This window comes from [Clostridium] aminophilum, from assembly GCF_900101295.1.
In the GTDB taxonomy this organism is placed as follows: Bacteria; Bacillota; Clostridia; order Lachnospirales; family Lachnospiraceae; genus Clostridium_R; species Clostridium_R aminophilum_A.
This window is the reverse complement of record NZ_FOIL01000003.1, coordinates 133,268-149,791: the sequence shown is the minus strand read 5'-3', so window position 1 is coordinate 149,791 and position 16,524 is coordinate 133,268. Positions and strand designations below refer to the sequence as shown.

General features: G+C 54.0%; 13 protein-coding genes. 2 read left to right on the top strand and 11 right to left on the bottom strand.

The window, feature by feature from the left end:
- Positions 1–388: 388 nt before the first annotated feature.
- A complete protein-coding gene (locus BMW41_RS01905) occupies positions 389–1,735 on the bottom strand; it encodes an N-acetylmuramoyl-L-alanine amidase family protein (protein WP_074648363.1) in 1,347 nt (448 codons plus the stop codon).
- 94 nt (positions 1,736–1,829) lie between these two features.
- Between BMW41_RS01905 and BMW41_RS14495 the strand changes: the two genes are divergently transcribed.
- Positions 1,830–2,144, top strand: coding sequence for a hypothetical protein (locus tag BMW41_RS14495; protein WP_074648361.1), 315 nt, complete (start codon positions 1,830–1,832; stop codon positions 2,142–2,144).
- A gap of 249 nt (positions 2,145–2,393) precedes the next feature.
- Here BMW41_RS14495 and BMW41_RS01890 read toward each other — a convergent pair whose 3' ends face one another.
- The 7 genes from BMW41_RS01890 to BMW41_RS01860 all read right to left on the bottom strand — a co-directional run bounded on the left by BMW41_RS01890 (position 2,394) and on the right by BMW41_RS01860 (position 10,388).
- Positions 2,394–3,674, bottom strand: a complete 1,281-nt coding sequence (locus BMW41_RS01890; RefSeq protein WP_074648357.1) for an adenylosuccinate synthase — start codon at positions 3,672–3,674, stop codon at positions 2,394–2,396.
- Positions 3,675–3,773: 99 nt separating this feature from the next.
- The gene (gene purB / locus BMW41_RS01885) at positions 3,774–5,210 is read right to left on the bottom strand and encodes an adenylosuccinate lyase (RefSeq protein ID WP_074648381.1); all 1,437 of its coding nucleotides are present in this window, start codon (positions 5,208–5,210) and stop codon (positions 3,774–3,776) included.
- Between the two features lie 152 nt (positions 5,211–5,362).
- The gene (gene dapB, locus BMW41_RS01880; RefSeq protein WP_074648355.1) at positions 5,363–6,118 is read right to left on the bottom strand and encodes a 4-hydroxy-tetrahydrodipicolinate reductase; all 756 of its coding nucleotides are present in this window, start codon (positions 6,116–6,118) and stop codon (positions 5,363–5,365) included.
- A 121-nt stretch (positions 6,119–6,239) separates the two neighbouring features.
- A complete protein-coding gene (gene dapA, locus BMW41_RS01875; protein ID WP_074648353.1) occupies positions 6,240–7,124 on the bottom strand; it encodes a 4-hydroxy-tetrahydrodipicolinate synthase in 885 nt (294 codons plus the stop codon).
- Between the two features lie 60 nt (positions 7,125–7,184).
- Positions 7,185–7,682, bottom strand: coding sequence for a cob(I)yrinic acid a,c-diamide adenosyltransferase (locus tag BMW41_RS01870; protein ID WP_074648351.1), 498 nt, complete (start codon positions 7,680–7,682; stop codon positions 7,185–7,187).
- Between the two features lie 30 nt (positions 7,683–7,712).
- Complete coding sequence (gene typA / locus BMW41_RS01865; RefSeq protein WP_074648349.1) at positions 7,713–9,566, bottom strand: translational GTPase TypA; 1,854 nt, start codon at positions 9,564–9,566, stop codon at positions 7,713–7,715.
- A gap of 159 nt (positions 9,567–9,725) precedes the next feature.
- The gene (locus BMW41_RS01860; protein WP_074648347.1) at positions 9,726–10,388 is read right to left on the bottom strand and encodes a YigZ family protein; all 663 of its coding nucleotides are present in this window, start codon (positions 10,386–10,388) and stop codon (positions 9,726–9,728) included.
- A gap of 203 nt (positions 10,389–10,591) precedes the next feature.
- Between BMW41_RS01860 and BMW41_RS01855 the strand changes: the two genes are divergently transcribed.
- Complete coding sequence (locus tag BMW41_RS01855) at positions 10,592–13,144, top strand: transglycosylase domain-containing protein (protein ID WP_074648345.1); 2,553 nt, start codon at positions 10,592–10,594, stop codon at positions 13,142–13,144.
- Between the two features lie 195 nt (positions 13,145–13,339).
- Here the strand turns inward: BMW41_RS01855 and BMW41_RS01850 are convergent, their stop codons facing one another.
- The 3 genes from BMW41_RS01850 to BMW41_RS01845 are packed head-to-tail and all read right to left on the bottom strand — an operon-like array spanning position 13,340 to position 16,263.
- A complete protein-coding gene (locus BMW41_RS01850) occupies positions 13,340–14,761 on the bottom strand; it encodes a tetratricopeptide repeat protein (protein WP_074648343.1) in 1,422 nt (473 codons plus the stop codon).
- 9 nt (positions 14,762–14,770) lie between these two features.
- Positions 14,771–14,932, bottom strand: coding sequence for a hypothetical protein (locus BMW41_RS14490; RefSeq protein ID WP_169738155.1), 162 nt, complete (start codon positions 14,930–14,932; stop codon positions 14,771–14,773).
- Positions 14,933–14,943: 11 nt separating this feature from the next.
- A complete protein-coding gene (locus BMW41_RS01845; RefSeq protein ID WP_083378726.1) occupies positions 14,944–16,263 on the bottom strand; it encodes a bifunctional folylpolyglutamate synthase/dihydrofolate synthase in 1,320 nt (439 codons plus the stop codon).
- Positions 16,264–16,524 lie beyond the last annotated feature (261 nt).

Genomic DNA, 16,524 nt, shown 5'->3' with positions numbered 1-16,524 from the left:
AAAAGAATGATTTCTTTATAATCGGGAGCAACTTGAATTTCACCAAAAACACGGTCTTCTGTTCCAATCGTGGGTTCCATTGCACATAAAGTATAGTTTGTACTATGGACATCCATGCCGATTTTGATTATTCTATTCATTGGTGACCTCCTTTTGTATGCGGTAATCCCTGTTACCATTGATCTTTTCAATCATCAGTATACAGGTAAATCCACGGTGCTACAAATGTGGGGTCACTTCATATTATCTAAGCTCGAAAAGACCTCGCTAAGTGCTTCGCCAAGGAAGCTGTCACCTAATGGTGACCAGCGGCGGCGCGCAAAGTCCGCGGGGCTCCCCTCAGGACTGAGGGGATGGGGGAGCCGAAGTCCGCTTGCGGACTTTGTTCTCATGATGTCGAAGCAGAGGACGACTCTGCCCCGGTTTCGGCCTGCGCCCGGTCACCGGATTCACCCTCGGCAGCCGGACCCGTGGCCTTCGAGTCAACGCGTTCCGATGCGGGGCCGAAACCGCCGAATCCCATTCCGCCGTTTTCCGAAAGCTCATACTCTTCCGGCTTCCGGTCCGGCGTCACACGGAGAAGTTCCTCGATCGTTTCCGCGAGTTCCGGGGAATTCTCCCGCATTTCCTCACGGACCGCCGGATCAAAATATCCACAGAACATAACGGCAGCCATGGCGTTCTCATCGTCCGCAAAATATGACGGAAGCGAGGGGGCAATGGAAGAACCGGAGGCAAACTCATCGTATCCGACGACAGCCTCTTCCATCTTGTCCCGCTCTTTCACCGTCCGTCTGAGAACAGATGCAATGTATTCGCCGAACCCCATCCGGACAGCTTCCGGATCGGTAAACTTGATCTTTTTGTAATCGGTATCGGTCGTGTATTTCACATACCAGATCCCCCGGTCTGTCAGCGGAGCGGACAGGTAGATCTTATCGGTGTACCACATAAACTGCCATCCGTCCTCGCGGAAGCGGTTCACCCAATACGGCGGAATCTCGGAAAACTGCTCCGTCAGCTTGTCTTCCTCGGTCTTCGGCGGTTTCCGCTTTCCGTAGAGGATCATATCTCCCTCCGGATCGTGGATCCCGTCCAGATTATAGAACCTGGTACGGATAAAACTTCCCGCCGCCAGCCTTCCGTTTTCATGAAAGGTGTAGAGATGTCCGTCCGCCATATGACGGCCTCCCATATAGAGACGGCCCTTCGGGTCAAAGAGATACCAGTATCCGCCGGCATTGATCCAGCCGGTCGTCATACTCCCGTCCTCCCGGATCCGGTACCATCGGCCGTCCTCGCTGTCCAGAAGCCAACCGGTAATCATCGCTCCGTCCTCATCGAAATAATAGGGATGTCCGGCAAGTTTTACCCTGCCGTCGGTTTTAAGATAGCCGTCTGCATCCGCATAATACCATTTATCCTGATAATACAGCCACTGAGACGAGACATAGGTACCGTCCTTTTTGCGGTAACGCCATTCTTTTCCGACATATTCCCAGTTACCCGGTACCTCCCGGTTCTTTCCGTCCAGGCACACGACATCCGGTCCGGTAAAATCTCTTGACGCCGCGTAGGCCGGAGCGGTAAACAGAGAAATGTTTCCGGGGAAGATACCGGAAAAGGTCATTCCGAACGCCAGCATCGCCGCCGCGATCCGGCGAAATCTCCCGCCGGATGTGTGCGTTTTTTTCTGAGTCCGCGCTTCCGCAGGACTGTTCCGCCGCTGTTTCATCTCCGCCTCCGCCTCCTTTCTCGGGATTTTATGGAAAAATGGTTAAGAATCATATATAATATCGTCTGACAAACCTGTAAGGAAAGGAATCCCCATGAAGCTGAAAAGAATCCTGGCTGTTTCAGCCGTTATCCTCATTTTGGCACTCTATGCCGGCTCGGTGGTCTGCGCGCTTATCGGCAGTCCCCTCGCCCAGAGTCTTCTGATGACAAGTCTGTTTCTGACGGTCGTTGTGCCGGCGCTGCTCTACCTCTATACCATGTTTCTCCGCCTTTCCATAAAGAACAAACGGGAAGCAAACCGGGACGTCTTCGAAACGGCATCCGGAGCACCGGAAGGCGATGACAGTACTTTTTCCGCAAACGCAGCTTCCCCGGATTCAACACCGGAATCACATAACTGTCTTTGATTATAGCACAGATTCCCATGAAACTTTATTAACGTTTCTTTACTCCGGATCCGGGTTCTCCGTCTTCGGAATGGAGAGAAAAGGAACCGAAAAAAGAAACGAAGAAAAAATGCGCAGAGAAAAGACGCGCAGAGAAAAGACGCGCAGAGAAAACGCCGGCAGAACAGTCTGCCGGCGTTTTCTCTGCGTGATGGACATATTATCAGGTCCCGGCGGCACAAAAACCACGCCGCCGGTCTGCGTTCGATATTACTTGCGGAAAATAATCTCGTTTCTGCCCGGTCCGTTGGAAACCATCTTAATCGGGCACTCGATCTGACGCTCGATCTCCTCGATGTAATCACGGCACTCCTTCGGAAGCTTGTCGTACTCCTTGATTCCGCGAATGTCGCACTTCCAGCCCGGCATGGTCTTGTAAACCGGCTTTGCCTTTTCCAGTTTCCAGGTAACCGGGAAATCTTTGACGATCTCTCCGTCAATCTCGTATCCGACACAGAGATGAAGCTCATCCAGATATCCGAGAACATCCAGAACGGTCAGCGCAACCTGTGTTGCACCCTGTCTCTGGACACCGTAACGGGTTGCAACCGCATCGAACCAGCCGACTCTTCTCGGTCTTCCGGTGGTTGCGCCGTACTCGCCCTTATCACCGCCGCGCTTTCTCAGTTCCTCAGCCTCGTCGCCGAAGATCTCACTGACAAACGCACCGGCACCGACCGCGCTGGAATATGCCTTTACAACGGTGATGATGTCCTTGATCTCATACGGCGGGATGCCAGCACCGACCGCACCGTATGCTGCCAGGGTCGAGGAAGAGGTAACCATCGGATATATGCCGTGATCCGGATCCTTCAGTGTTCCGAGCTGGCCCTCAAGAAGGATGGTCTTGCCTGCCTTGATGGCGTCGTTCAGGAACTTGGCGGTATCCGCTACATACGGAGCAATCATCTCCTTGTACTTCATGAGCTGGCCGAAAACCTCGTCCACGCTGAGTTCCGGCTTGTTGTAGAGATACTTCAGTTCAATGTTCTTTTTCTCGACAACATTTGCCACGCGCGCGCGAAGTTCCTCTTCCGGCATGAACAGCTCATTGACCTGGAAGCCGACCTTTGCAAACTTGTCGGAGAAGAACGGAGCGATTCCGCTCTTAGTGGAACCGAAGGATCTGCCGGCCAGTCTCTCTTCCTCATAGGTATCAAAGAGAACATGGTACGGCATCAGAATCTGTGCCCGGTCGGAAACCAGGATCTTCGGTGTCGGAATGCCCTGTGCGAGAACGGACTCCAGCTCCTCGATGAATTTACCGATATCGAGGGCCACACCATTGCCCAGAATACAGGTGGTATTGTCGTTAAAAATACCCGACGGAAGAAGGTGCAGTGAAAAACGTCCGTAATCATTGATGATTGTGTGTCCGGCGTTATGCCCACCCTGGAAACGTACAACTACATCGGAGGTCTGAGCAAGCATATCTGTGATCTTGCCCTTACCTTCATCGCCCCAGTTAGCGCCTACAATTGCTCTTACCATTTTGTGTCCTCCTGAATTTTCTCAGCTGCTCAAATTTATTATCGCCCTGTCCGTACTGCCGTCTGACGGTCACGGCAGGGCACGCATCGGAATGTTTCCTTAAACGTTAATCTCTGCCTTGACGCCGAGATCCTCTTTATTCTCGTCCAGAATCGGGCGGATGACTTCCTCAAGGAACTCCTCCACCTGCTTCGGGGCACGGCCCACATACTTCTTCGGGTCCATGTTGCTCTTCAGCTGATCCAGCGTGACATGGAATGCCGGATCGGCGGCAATCAGTTCCAGAAGGTTGTTGTCGAGACCCTTCTCCTTGACATTTTTGCCGGCTTCCATGGAAAGCTCACGGATTCTCTCGTGAAGTTCCTGACGGTCTCCTCCGAGTTTCACACAGTCCATCATGATATTCTCGGTCGCCATAAACGGAAGCTCCGCCATCATGTGTTTTTCGATGACCTTCGGATATACCACCAGTCCGTCCACGACATTGAGATAGAGATCGAGGATGCCGTCGATTGCGAGAAAACCTTCCGGTACGGAGAGACGCTTGTTGGCAGAGTCGTCCAGTGTTCTCTCAAACCACTGTGTGGAGGCAACCAGCATCGGATTCATGAGATCCGACATCACATAATTCGCCAGAGAGGCCATTCTCTCGCTGCGCATCGGATTTCTCTTATACGCCATGGCGGAAGATCCGATCTGATTCTTCTCGAATGGCTCCTCCACTTCCTTCAGATGCTGCAGCAGGCGGATATCATTGGAGAATTTATGGGCACTCTGGGCAATGCCGGCCAGCACGGAAAGAACACGGCTGTCGTTCTTTCTGGAGTAAGTCTGTCCGGATACCGGATAACACCCCGGGAATCCCATCTTTTCCGCGATCATCTGATCAATCTTTCTGCACTTCTCGTGATCTCCGTTAAAGAGCTCCAGAAAACTTGCCTGTGTACCGGTAGTTCCCTTGGAGCCGAGAAGACGAAGGCTGCCGAGCACGTAATCCAGATCGTCGAGGTCCAGTTTCAGTTCCATCATCCAGAGCGTTGCCCTCTTTCCGACAGTGGTCGGCTGAGCCGGCTGGAAGTGGGTAAATGCAAGCGTCGGCTGATCTTTGTATCGGTCGGCAAATTTTGCAAGTTCATCGAGAACGCAGATCAGTTTTTTCCGGACAAGCTGAAGCGCTTCCGTCATAATGATGATGTCGGTGTTGTCTCCGACGTAGCAGCTGGTCGCGCCCAGATGAATGATTCCCTTCGCCTTCGGGCACTGAAGACCGTAGGCATATACATGGGACATGACATCATGTCTTACCACTTTTTCCCGCGCCCTGGCTTCCTCAAAATTGATGTCGTCTTTGTGCTCTTTCAGCTCATCGATCTGTTCCTGCGTGATCCCGAGTCCCAGTTCATGCTCTGCCTCCGCCAGCGCGATCCAGAGTCTTCTCCAGGTCCGGAATTTCTTCTCCGGAGAAAAAATGTACTGCATCTCTTTGCTTGCGTACCGCTCTGAAAGCGGGCTAACATATCTGTCGTAACTTGCCACTGTCTGTTCCCTCCATGCGGATGGCCTCCGCCCGTCTGCCGGGCAGCGGTCTCTTCGTGTTTCGCAAGCGGCAGTCCGAAATGCATACCGGATGATTCCCTGAACTGCCGCGGATAACGGTATTCCCGTTTCCATCAGTTTCTGCGGTGCCGTCAGCCGATGACATCCTCCATCGAGTACATGCCCGGCTTGCGGCCGGCCAGGAACTTCGCTGCCGCGATCGCCCCTTTGCCGAAAATTGCCCTGGAATAGGCGGTATGCTGAAGTGTGATGACCTCATCCTCACCGCAGAAAAGAACGTCATGCTCTCCGACGATGGTGCCGCCGCGGATCGCCTGAAGTCCGATCTCCTTCGGATCTCTCTTTTCCCGGAAGGAATGACGGTCATATTTGTAATGATATTCGCCGTTCATCTCATCGTTGATGGAATCCGCAATCGCAAGAGCCGTGCCGCTGGGCGCGTCCAGCTTGCGGTTGTGGTGCTTCTCAAGAATTTCAATGTCAAAGCCGTTGGGCGCAAGGCTTCTGGCTGCGTCCTTCACCAGCTTTAAGAGGAGATTGATTCCGAGAGACATGTTGGCGGAACGAAGTACCGCAGCGCTCTCCGACACCTTTTTCGTCTTCTGAAGCTGCTCCTCGCTCAGACCGGTTGTGCAGAAAACCACCGGCATATGATGCGCTTCGCACCAGTCCAGAAGTTCATCCGCGGCAGCCGCAACGGAAAAGTCAATCACAACATCCGCATCGACATTGCAGTCCGAACATCTGGTAAATACCGGATATCCCAGAGAATCGTCCGCATGAATGTCCATGCCGGCAACAATCTCGATCTCCGGATCATTTTTGCAGAGTTCCGAAACCACCCTGCCCATATGTCCGCCGCATCCGTGCATAATCGCTCGAATCATAGTTCCTCCTTCATAAAAACATTGAACCGTGTTCGTGTATTGCGTTTTTTACGCGCTTAGGATGCAGATCCGCCGGCGGCAAAGAAAAGCCGTCCGAATCTGCATCCCGCAAGTAACAATATCAGAGAAGTCCTGCGCCCTGCATTGCCTTCTTCAGCCGCTCAAGATTCTCCGGCTCCATATCCACAAGCGGTCTGCGGAACGGACCCACGTTTTTACCCATCAGGTTCATGGCCGTCTTGACCGGAATCGGATTGGTTTCACAGAAGAGCGCGTTCAAAAGCGGAATCGCCTCGATCTGTGTCTTCATTGCCCTGGCTGTATCTCCGTCAAAGAACGCACGGCACATATCGTGCACCGCAGTCGGAGCGACATTCGACCAGACGGAGATAACGCCCTTTGCGCCCAGCGCCATCATCGGAACTGTCTGGTCATCATTTCCGGACCAGATGTCAACGGTTCCGTCCGAAAGGTTGGCGATCTGTGCGATGGCGGAAAAATCACCGCTGGCTTCTTTTACGCCGACGATGTTCTCGACATTTCCGCAGAGCCAGGCGATGGTCTCCGGCTTGATGTTGACGCCGGTACGGCTCGGAACATTGTAAAGAATCGCCGGAATATGGATCTCGTCGGCAATGGCCTGATAGTGCTCCTTCAGACCCTTCTGGGTGGTCTTGTTGTAATACGGTGAAACAAGAAGAACGGCATCCGCGCCGTCTGCCTCGGCCTCTCTGGAAAGCTGGATCGCGGTTTCCGTACAGTTGGATCCGGTACCGGCTACCACCGGAATGCGCCCCTTGATGCGCTCACACGCAAAACGGATCACTTCGCTGTGTTCCTCTTCGGTGAGGGTGGCGGACTCGCCTGTGGTGCCGCAGATGACGATGGCATCCGTACCGCCCTTTACCTGCTCTTCCAGCAGCTCATCAAGCTTATCATAGTTGACGGTGCCATCGGCATGAAACGGGGTGACGAGTGCAACTCCGGCTCCGGTAAAAACTGACATGTCAAAACTCCTTTCCTGTCCCAACGGGCAGAAGACGCTGTTGTTCGTGTATTCGATGGATTAACGGTTGAGATCCATTTTTTCAATATCAATGATGCTGTCCGCATATTTTCTGAGTTTCTCCGAACAGTTCCGTCCGGTCAGAATCAGTGTGGCCGACGGATCCCTCGCTTCGATCAGAGACCTGAGCATTTCATCGCTCACGATCTTCTGATCAACCAGACCGAGGAACTCATCGAGGATCAGCATATCACACTCTCCGGTTGTGAGAACCTTTTTGGCAAAATGCAGTCCGTTCTGGATGTTCTGCACCTCTTCCGCTTTTTTCTGCTCATCCAGATCTTCAAAATATTCCCCGTTCTTCTCAAAGCGGAACAGGCGAAGACCCGGCTCCAGTTTCTTGTACCACTGTTCCGCCTCTCGGGGCATGGAACCCTTCAAATACTGAATCACGATAACCCTGCGGCCCCGGCTCACCTCGCGGATCGCCCGTCCCAGCGCGAGTTCGGATTTGCCGGTCCCATTGCCGCAGATGATCTGTATCGTACCTGCTTCCATAACGCACCTCCGATGCCGGTCAAATGCTCCTTACTCCTGAGCCGCTTTTTCCTTATCCTTTCGGCTGATTGCAGCTCTCTTTCTCAGAAGTGGATCCAGAATCTTTTTGCGGATACGAAGGCTGTTCGGAGTAACCTCCAGAAGTTCATCCGTATCGATAAAGTCAAGGCACTGCTCCAGACTCATGATCTTCGGCGGAACAAGACGAAGTGCCTCATCCGCGCTGGAAGAACGGGTGTTGGTAAGTTTCTTTGTCTTGCAGACATTGATCTCGATATCTTCGCTCTTTCCACTCTGTCCGACGATCATACCGGAATATACGTCCACACCGGCACCGATGAACAGAGTACCGCGGCTCTGTGCGTTGAACAGGCCGTAGGTGATGGAAGTTCCCTGCTCGAAAGCGATCAGCGATCCCTGCTTGCGGTAAGCAAGATCGCCCTTGTACGGAGCGTATCCGTCAAATGCGGTGTTCAGAATTCCGTTGCCCTTGGTGTCGGTCATGAACTCACCGCGGTATCCGATCAGTCCTCTGGACGGAATGGAGAACTGAAGTCTTGTGAAGTTTCCGCCGATCGGGCTCATACCCTGAAGTTCGCCCTTGCGTGCGGTCAGTTTCTGAATAACCGCTCCCGTAAACTCATCCGGAACATCGACGTACGCGATCTCCATCGGCTCGGTTCTCTTTCCGTTCTCATCCTTCTTATAGAGAACTTCTGCCTTGGAAACAGCAAACTCAAATCCCTCGCGGCGCATCTGCTCAATCAGAACCGACAGGTGAAGCTCGCCTCGGCCGGATACCTTGAAGTTATCCGGGGTGATCTCCTCCACGCGAAGGGAAACATCGGTGTTCAGCTCGCGGAACAGTCTGTCTCTCAGATGACGGGAAGTGACGAATTTACCTTCTTTTCCGGCAAACGGTGAATCATTTACCAGGAAGTTCATAGCGATGGTCGGCTCGGAAATCTTCTGGAACGGAATTGCCTCCGGTGCCTCCGGCGCACAGACAGTATCACCGATGTGAAGATCCTCGATACCGGACAGCGCAACGATGTCACCGACGGTTGCGGACTCCACTTCCACTCTTGACAGACCGTTATAAGTGTAGAGCTTACCGATCTTCACCTTCTTCTGCTTGTCCGGCTCGTGATGGTTTACGATCACGCACTCCTGGTTGACGCGGATGGTTCCGTTGCTGATCTTGCCGACACCGATACGTCCTACATACTCGTTGTAGTCAATGGTGGAGATCAGCATCTGGGCATTCGCCTCCTGATCGCCTTCCGGAGCCGGAATGTGCTCGATGATTGCGTCAAAGAGCGGCTTCATATCCTCGGAGTCGTCGTCCAGATCCTTCTTTGCAAATCCGGCCTTGGCGGACGCGAAGATGAACGGAGCATCCAGCTGCTCGTCGGATGCGTCCAGATCCATAAAAAGTTCCAGAACTTCATCCACAACTTCCTGCGGTCTTCCGTCCGGACGGTCAACCTTGTTGATGCAGACAACTGCCGGCAGATCCAGATCCAGCGCACGGCGCAAAACGAACTTGGTCTGCGGCATCGGTCCCTCGTAGGCGTCAACGACGAGAACAACACCGTCAACCATCTTCAGAACTCGCTCTACTTCGCCGCCGAAATCCGCATGTCCCGGGGTATCGACGATATTGATCTTGACGCCGTTGTACATAACTGCGGTATTCTTGGACAGAATCGTGATTCCTCTCTCTCGCTCGATATCACCGGAGTCCATGACACGATCCTCAACTTCCTGATTCTGACGGAATACACCGCTCTGCTTCAGGAGCTGATCGACAAGACTCGTCTTGCCGTGATCGACATGGGCGATAATGGCAACGTTTCTTACATCTTCACGTTTCGTCTTCATAAATTATCAATCTCTCTTTCCATGATGCGACTGGGCATCGACCAATAAAATATTTATCTATGTCATGTGCAGCTTATGGGCACACACAATCAGCGACTATATATTCTAACATCAAAGGCCGCAATGTTCAACAAAATTTAAGATTTGCTCCGGGATCGGTCAGCACAGGCCTCCTTCAAAGATGACCGGCTGTCCGCCGTCCATGCCGAAGCGGACCTCTCCACCGTCGGTCACGGAGATTCTGGCACTGGTGGCATTGACCAGCTTTTTGATCTCCCGCTCTGCCGTATCCGTCGGAAGAAGCACCGTGAGATCCACGCCCTCGGCATATTCGGTCTGTTCCGTGACAATACCGTCCTCCGAGAGAATATACTGAACTTTTCCGAGATCCGTGTAATCCATGTGAAGCCGAGTACGGGATGCCGGAATCACTTCCATCACCGTGCTGTTGGCGATTCCCTCTTTCGCCGCGGCGGTGTAAGCCCGGACAAGACCGCCGGTTCCCAGAAGCGTTCCGCCGAAATACCGGGTCACGATGATCAGGCAGTTGTGAAGACCGGAACCCGTCAGCACATCCAGAATCGGTCTTCCGGCCGTCCCGGACGGCTCCCCGTCATCGGAAAACCGCATCAGTTCATCCTTCGGTCCCGCGACATACGCAAAGCAATGATGGCGGGCATCCCAGTATTTCTTCCGCACTCCCTCGATAAATGCCAGTGCCTCTTCCTCCGAGGCAATCGGCGTTACATCCGCAATAAACCGCGATTTTTTCTCGACGATCTCTCCGGTCCCCCCGCGGTACAGAAGTCTGTAATCTCCCATGCTGTTTCTCCTTCACTGCTTTCTAACACATTTCTCTTATTGTATCCCATCCCTCTGCTGAATGGCAAACGGTTTGTGAATGTGATCGCGGATCGCCGGCAGCTTATCATAAAGCGGCGGTGAGGCTCCGCAGGATACGCACAAGTGCTCGCCCGGCCTGTGCTTTTCGTGGTATAATACGTTAGATTGAAAGGAGTCACTCCATGAATTTCAGCAAAAATTCCATCAACCGACGGATTTCCGAACTGAAATCCCCGAAGAAACGTCTCGGTCACCGGGCCGGCAGCATCACCCTCGGGACCATCGCCGGCATCACGGTATTCATTGCCGTCACCGGACTTTCCTTCGGTTACGGCGCCATCCGCGGCATCCTTGCGGAATCTCCCGTATACGATCCGTCGATGATGAAACCGACAGAATATTTTTCTTCTATATATAACAGTCACGGTGAGGTTGTCCAGCAGCTGATCGGGCCCGAGTCAAACCGGATCCGTGTCACATACGATGAACTCCCCGCCGATCTGGTCAACGCCTTCGTCGCCATCGAGGATTCCCGGTTCTGGCAGCACCGCGGCATCGACATCCGCTCGATTCTCCGTGCCGTCACCGGTGTTCTCAGCGACAACTACTCCGGCGGCGGCTCCACGATCACGCAGCAGCTGATCAAAAACACCGTTTTTAACGGTGGTGCGGAGAAAAATGCCGGCTCCCGCTTTGAGCGGAAAGTGCAGGAACAATACCTCGCGCTGAAACTGACCCATGACGTGGATCGAAAAACCATCCTCACCAACTATCTGAACACGATCAATCTCGGAAACGACACCCTTGGAGTTGAGGCGGCCTCCAGACGGTATTTCGGAAAAGACGTTTCCCAGCTCAACCTCTCCGAATGTGCGGTCATCGCCGGCATCACACAGAATCCTGCCAGGTACAATCCGATCACACATCCGCAGGATAACGCTTCCCGCCGCGAGATTGTCCTCTCGGAAATGTACCGTCAGGGTTACATCACGGCGCAGCAGCGCGACGAAGCGCTGGAGGATGATGTCTATGTCCGGATTCAGACCAATGACATCGCCTCCCGCTCGGAATCCCATCCCTATTCCTGGTACACCGACGAGCTGATTGAGCAGGTTACCGGCGACCTGAAGAAAAACTACGGATATACCGACACCCAGGCGTGGAATCTTCTCTACACCGGCGGTCTTCAGATTTATACGCCGCAGGATCCCGACATTCAGAAGATTGTCGACGAAGAGGTCAACGATCCGTCCAACTACAGCGCAGCCAAAATCTCGCTGGACTACCGGCTCTCTGTGTCGGAAACCGACGGCACCATAAAAAACTATACCCAGGATGATATCCGCACCTACATCCGGACCCAGAAGGAAAAGCCGGATTTTGACGGGCTGTTTGCCACGGAAGCGGAGGCCAATACCGCCCGGGACGAATTCCGCGCCCGGGCTCTGAGCGACGGCGGCACGATCCTGTCCGAGACCAGCGACACCGTCATCCAGCCCCAGGTATCCTTTGTCCTGATGGATCAGAATACCGGCGAGGTCAAAGCGCTTTCCGGCGGCCGCGGCGAAAAAAAAGCCAGCCGTATCCTGAACCGGGCGGCAGATTCCCTCCGTCAGCCCGGTTCGACCTTCAAAGTGCTCTCCGTATTCGCCCCGGCTCTGGATTCCGGTCAGGCGACACTGGCGACTACCTATTACGACGCGCCGCTTTCCAGTGACGGAAAGATTTTCCACAACTGGTGGGGAGACGACTACAAAGGCTATCACACCATCCGGGAAGCGATCACCTACTCCATGAACATCCCGGCGGTCCTTTGTCTGCGGGATACGGTAAAACCGCAGAACGGCGTGGAATTTGCACGAAACCTCGGCATCAGCACCCTGACGGCCACGGATAACAATCTCGCCACCGCGCTGGGAGGCATCACCAACGGCGTCTCCAACCTCGAGCTGACCAATGCGTTCGCATCCATCGCCGACGGCGGTGTCTACCGGAAACCGGTATTCTACACGAAGGTGACGGACCAGAACGGAAAAATTCTTCTGGACGGAACCCCGGAAGCCACCCGGGTCATGAAGGATTCCACCGCCTTCCTTCTCACGAATGCGATGACGGATGTCATGAAATCCAACACCCTTTATGACGGCGGAGGTTATCCGGTTCACTCTACCGGCACCACCGCAGCCTTCGACGGAATGACCATCGCAGGAAAGAGCGGAACCACCACCCGGAACAATGATGTCTGGTTTGTCGGATACACTCCGTATTACACCGCCGGCATCTGGGGCGGCTGTGACGGAAACCAGTCCCTCAGCAATTCAGAAACCGGGGTCAACAACGGCGGAACCTCCTTCCACAAGATCATCTGGCGCAAAATTATGCAGCGCGTTCATCAGGGAATGACGGATCCGGGGTTTGCGGTCCCCTCCGATATCGAGACGGCGGATGTATGCCGGAAATCCGGAAAACTGCCGATTACCGGCGTCTGTGAGAATGATCCCCGCGGCTCCTCGGTGTACACCGAATACTTTGCCGCCGGCACCGTTCCCACCGAGGTCTGCGATCATCATGTACGCATCACGGTCTGCGGCGCATCCGGCATGCGGCCCACATCGAGGTGCCCGGAATCCGGTCTGACGCAGAAAGTCATCATGACGGTTCCGGACGGCGGCGATGTCACCGACGATTCCGCCTTCGCCATGCCGGATTACTGCAGTATTCACAGTCCCGACTGAGCGAATGCACTCTCATTTATTACATCGCGGCGAAACAGACTTTGAGGGTATCCATCGTTCTCTCATAAGTCTCCAAAGTCATGGACAGGCACGGGCTTTGGAGATTTCACCGCACAAAACCAAAAGAAGGATCCCGGGATCTCAAAATCCCGGAATCCTTCTTTTTTATACTTATCTCCTGGTTTTTCCGTCGTCTTATTCATTGCCTTCCGCCGGCTGCGCTGCGGATTCAGAAGCCGCCTGTGCCTCTGCCGCTGCGGCCTTGCGGTTGGCATCCGCCTGGTTCGCCGCTGCCTGCGCCGCCTCCGGAGAGAGTTCCGCAAGCTGAGTTCTGGCGGTGGAGGCCTGCTCGGAATCCGTGAAGTTCGCAATGATCTGCGAATAATACTTGATGGCGTCCTCCTTGTTGTTCATCGCCTTGCTGATCGATGCCATGTAAAGGATTACCTTCGGGTTCGCCGGACGGATCTGAAGACAGGTGTTATAAAGATCCAGCGCGCTTGCAAAACGTCCCGCCGCCCACTCGGAATACGCGGTATCTTCCAGCGTCTGATAGCCGTTTGTCTCGATCTCATTTTTCAGTGCCGTGCCGATGCCCTTCACCGTCTCATCGGTAAAAGCGTCCGGCCGGAATTTCGGATAGAGGGCCGCCGCCGCGGACATATTGCCCTGACGGAGAAAATTCTCAATCTGAATCATGGTCGAATACTGCGCCAGTACGCTGTCGCTGTTGTTCATCAGATCATTGAGCTGATCGTCGCTGCTTTTTTTCGCGGTCTCCGCCTCAGAGAGACTGGTCTTCAGGCTCGCAATCTCCTCATTTTTCTGATTCAGCTGCTCGTTGAAACCGAAAATCTCCTGGGCGTGGTGGTTGTTCAGATACCGGGTTCTCGCCGGCATAATCAGGAAAAACACGGCCGCCGCTCCGAGAAGAAGTCCGGCACCGATGTTCAGAATCGACTGCCAGCCCGTATTTTCCTTGTAGCTGGTCGGGATAATGACGTCGTCGTCCGTCATTCTCCGGTGGGAAAGCGTGCTGCGGAACCGCTTGTGCTCCAGCTCCGCCTTTCCCGTCCTGGATTTTACGATCGCCATGTAGCGGTTGGCTTTCGGGTTCTCCCGATCGATTTTCAGAACCTTCAGCAGCGGTCTTCCCGCTTTCACGTAACTGCCCGTCTCAATACAGAGAAGGGCCAGGAGAAGCTGTGCCTTCACGAATCGGGGATAGTTCTCCACAACGCCGGAAAGCTGAAGAATCGCCAGGTCGGCGTTGCCGGACTGGGCCTGCATGAGTGCGGAATTGTATGCCCGAATCTGTTCTCCCGCCTCTTCCAGTTCTCTCTGATGCTCCTGAATCGTCTCAATATACGACGCCGCGCGGGTGTCCTTCGCATCCAGATTCGCTGCGATGACCCACTGGACCAGAGCCTCCGAAATCTCCCCCATCTCATAATAGATCAGCCCCAGAAGATCCCGGGCGTCGGAGTGGTTTTTGCAGATATTAAGACAATGCTTCAGGCAGTATGCCGCTCCCGTCAGATCGCGGCGTTTGGCACGGCGAAGTCCCTCATTGTACAGGCTGTTTGCCGCAGCCCGGATTTGTTTTGAATGGATCATGCTGCCCTCTCAATCCTTCGCCTGTTTCATCAGTTCCATCAGAATATCCGTCATGTCGGTCAGATCCTGCTTTACGATGGCGTCACCGACACCGCTGACATCCAGACTTGGCTGAAAGCTGCTCAGCTCCTCTTCAAAATCGATGAGTTTTTCGTCTCTGTTTCCTGCCATAGATTTACCTCTTATTTCAAAATTCCTTTAATTTCTCCCGCCAGATACAGGGATCCGCAGATGAAGAGCAGATCTCCCGGTTTCTTCTCACCGGCTGCGTGCCGGAGCGCCTCCGGAACCGACGGAAAGACTTCGTACGAAGAGAGCGTGTCCTCCGCAGCCTTTCGCAGCTCCTCTTCCGAGAGTGTGCGCATCGACTGCATCACGGTCAGATAAACCTTGTCCGGATGAAGCCGGTCACGGATGATTCCGAGCATCTTCCCGTATTCCTTGTCGGATGCAACCGCAAAGAGAACCCGAACCGCTCCGTTCCCGTTCTCCGTACCGTCCGGTCTGGACCGGGCAATCTCTTTTGCCGCACCGGCAAATGCGCGGATTCCGCCTTCATTGTGACCGCCGTCCAGATAAATCTCCGGGGCAATGCGCTCCATTCTGGCCGGCCACTTCATTCCGGCGATTCCCGCCGCAGCCGTCTCCGGACGGATTCCGTCCAGCTCCGCAATTCTCATCGCGATCATGGCATTCACTGCCTGATAGGGCGCCGCAAACGGCACCTTCAGATTCTGCCCGCCGCCGTCGATGAGTTTTGCCGTAATCCGGAGCATTCCCTCTTCGAAGTGTAGATCCCGGAAGGATCCGGTTCCCACCGGATATGCATCTGCATGACGCTCTCTGGCTGTCTTCGCCATCACCGCGGACGCTTCCGGATCCGTGTCGTCATAGACCACCGGAACTCCGTCGCAGATAATGCCGGCTTTCTCTCCCGCAATTTTTGCCACCGTATCACCGAGAAACTGCATGTGATCCAGACTGATGGACGTGATGGCGGTCAAATGCGGCTTTTCGAGACAGTTCGTCGCGTCCAGTCTTCCGCCGAGACCTGTCTCCAGAATGATGCGGTCGGTCGGGATCTCCCGGCACATCACACAAAACATCAAAAACAGATATTCAAAATAACTCGGAATCGTGCGGTATCTCTGACGGATCGGCTCCTCCGCCGCAAACACCTCCGCATAAGCGCGGAGAAACACGTCATCCGAGACCATTTTTCCGTTAAAGGAAAAGCGCTCGTTGATCTTTACCAGATGCGGTGATGTAAACACCGCTGTGCCAAGGCCCGCTTCCCGATAGATCGAGCCCAAAAACGCGCAGACCGATCCCTTTCCGTTGGTTCCGGCCACATGGATGACTTTTTCACCCTCCGGCTCTGCGTGGAGCATCAAAAGCATGCCCCGCAGTTCTTCCATGCTGTGTTTTTCTTTTGTAAAACGCGGAATGGAATTGATATGTTCCTCTGCTTCTGCCATAGTTACCTGATGATAATCGAACATAATCTGCCTCCCCGAACAAAGTCCGCAAGCGGACTTCGGCTCCCCATCCCCTCGGTCCTGAGGGGAGCCCTGCGTCTGCCGTTAAACGCCCGATACCCGCGGAGCGTGTTTCACATCATTGGTGGAGCACTCAGCGACACATATTTCACTTAGCGGCTTTGCCACTTAGTGAAATAGCGTGCTGCGGCTGGTCTTTTCGGGCCCGGTGCAGACCATGGAAATCCATCTGACAGCGCATATTTTCCCGGCGGCTGTGCCTTC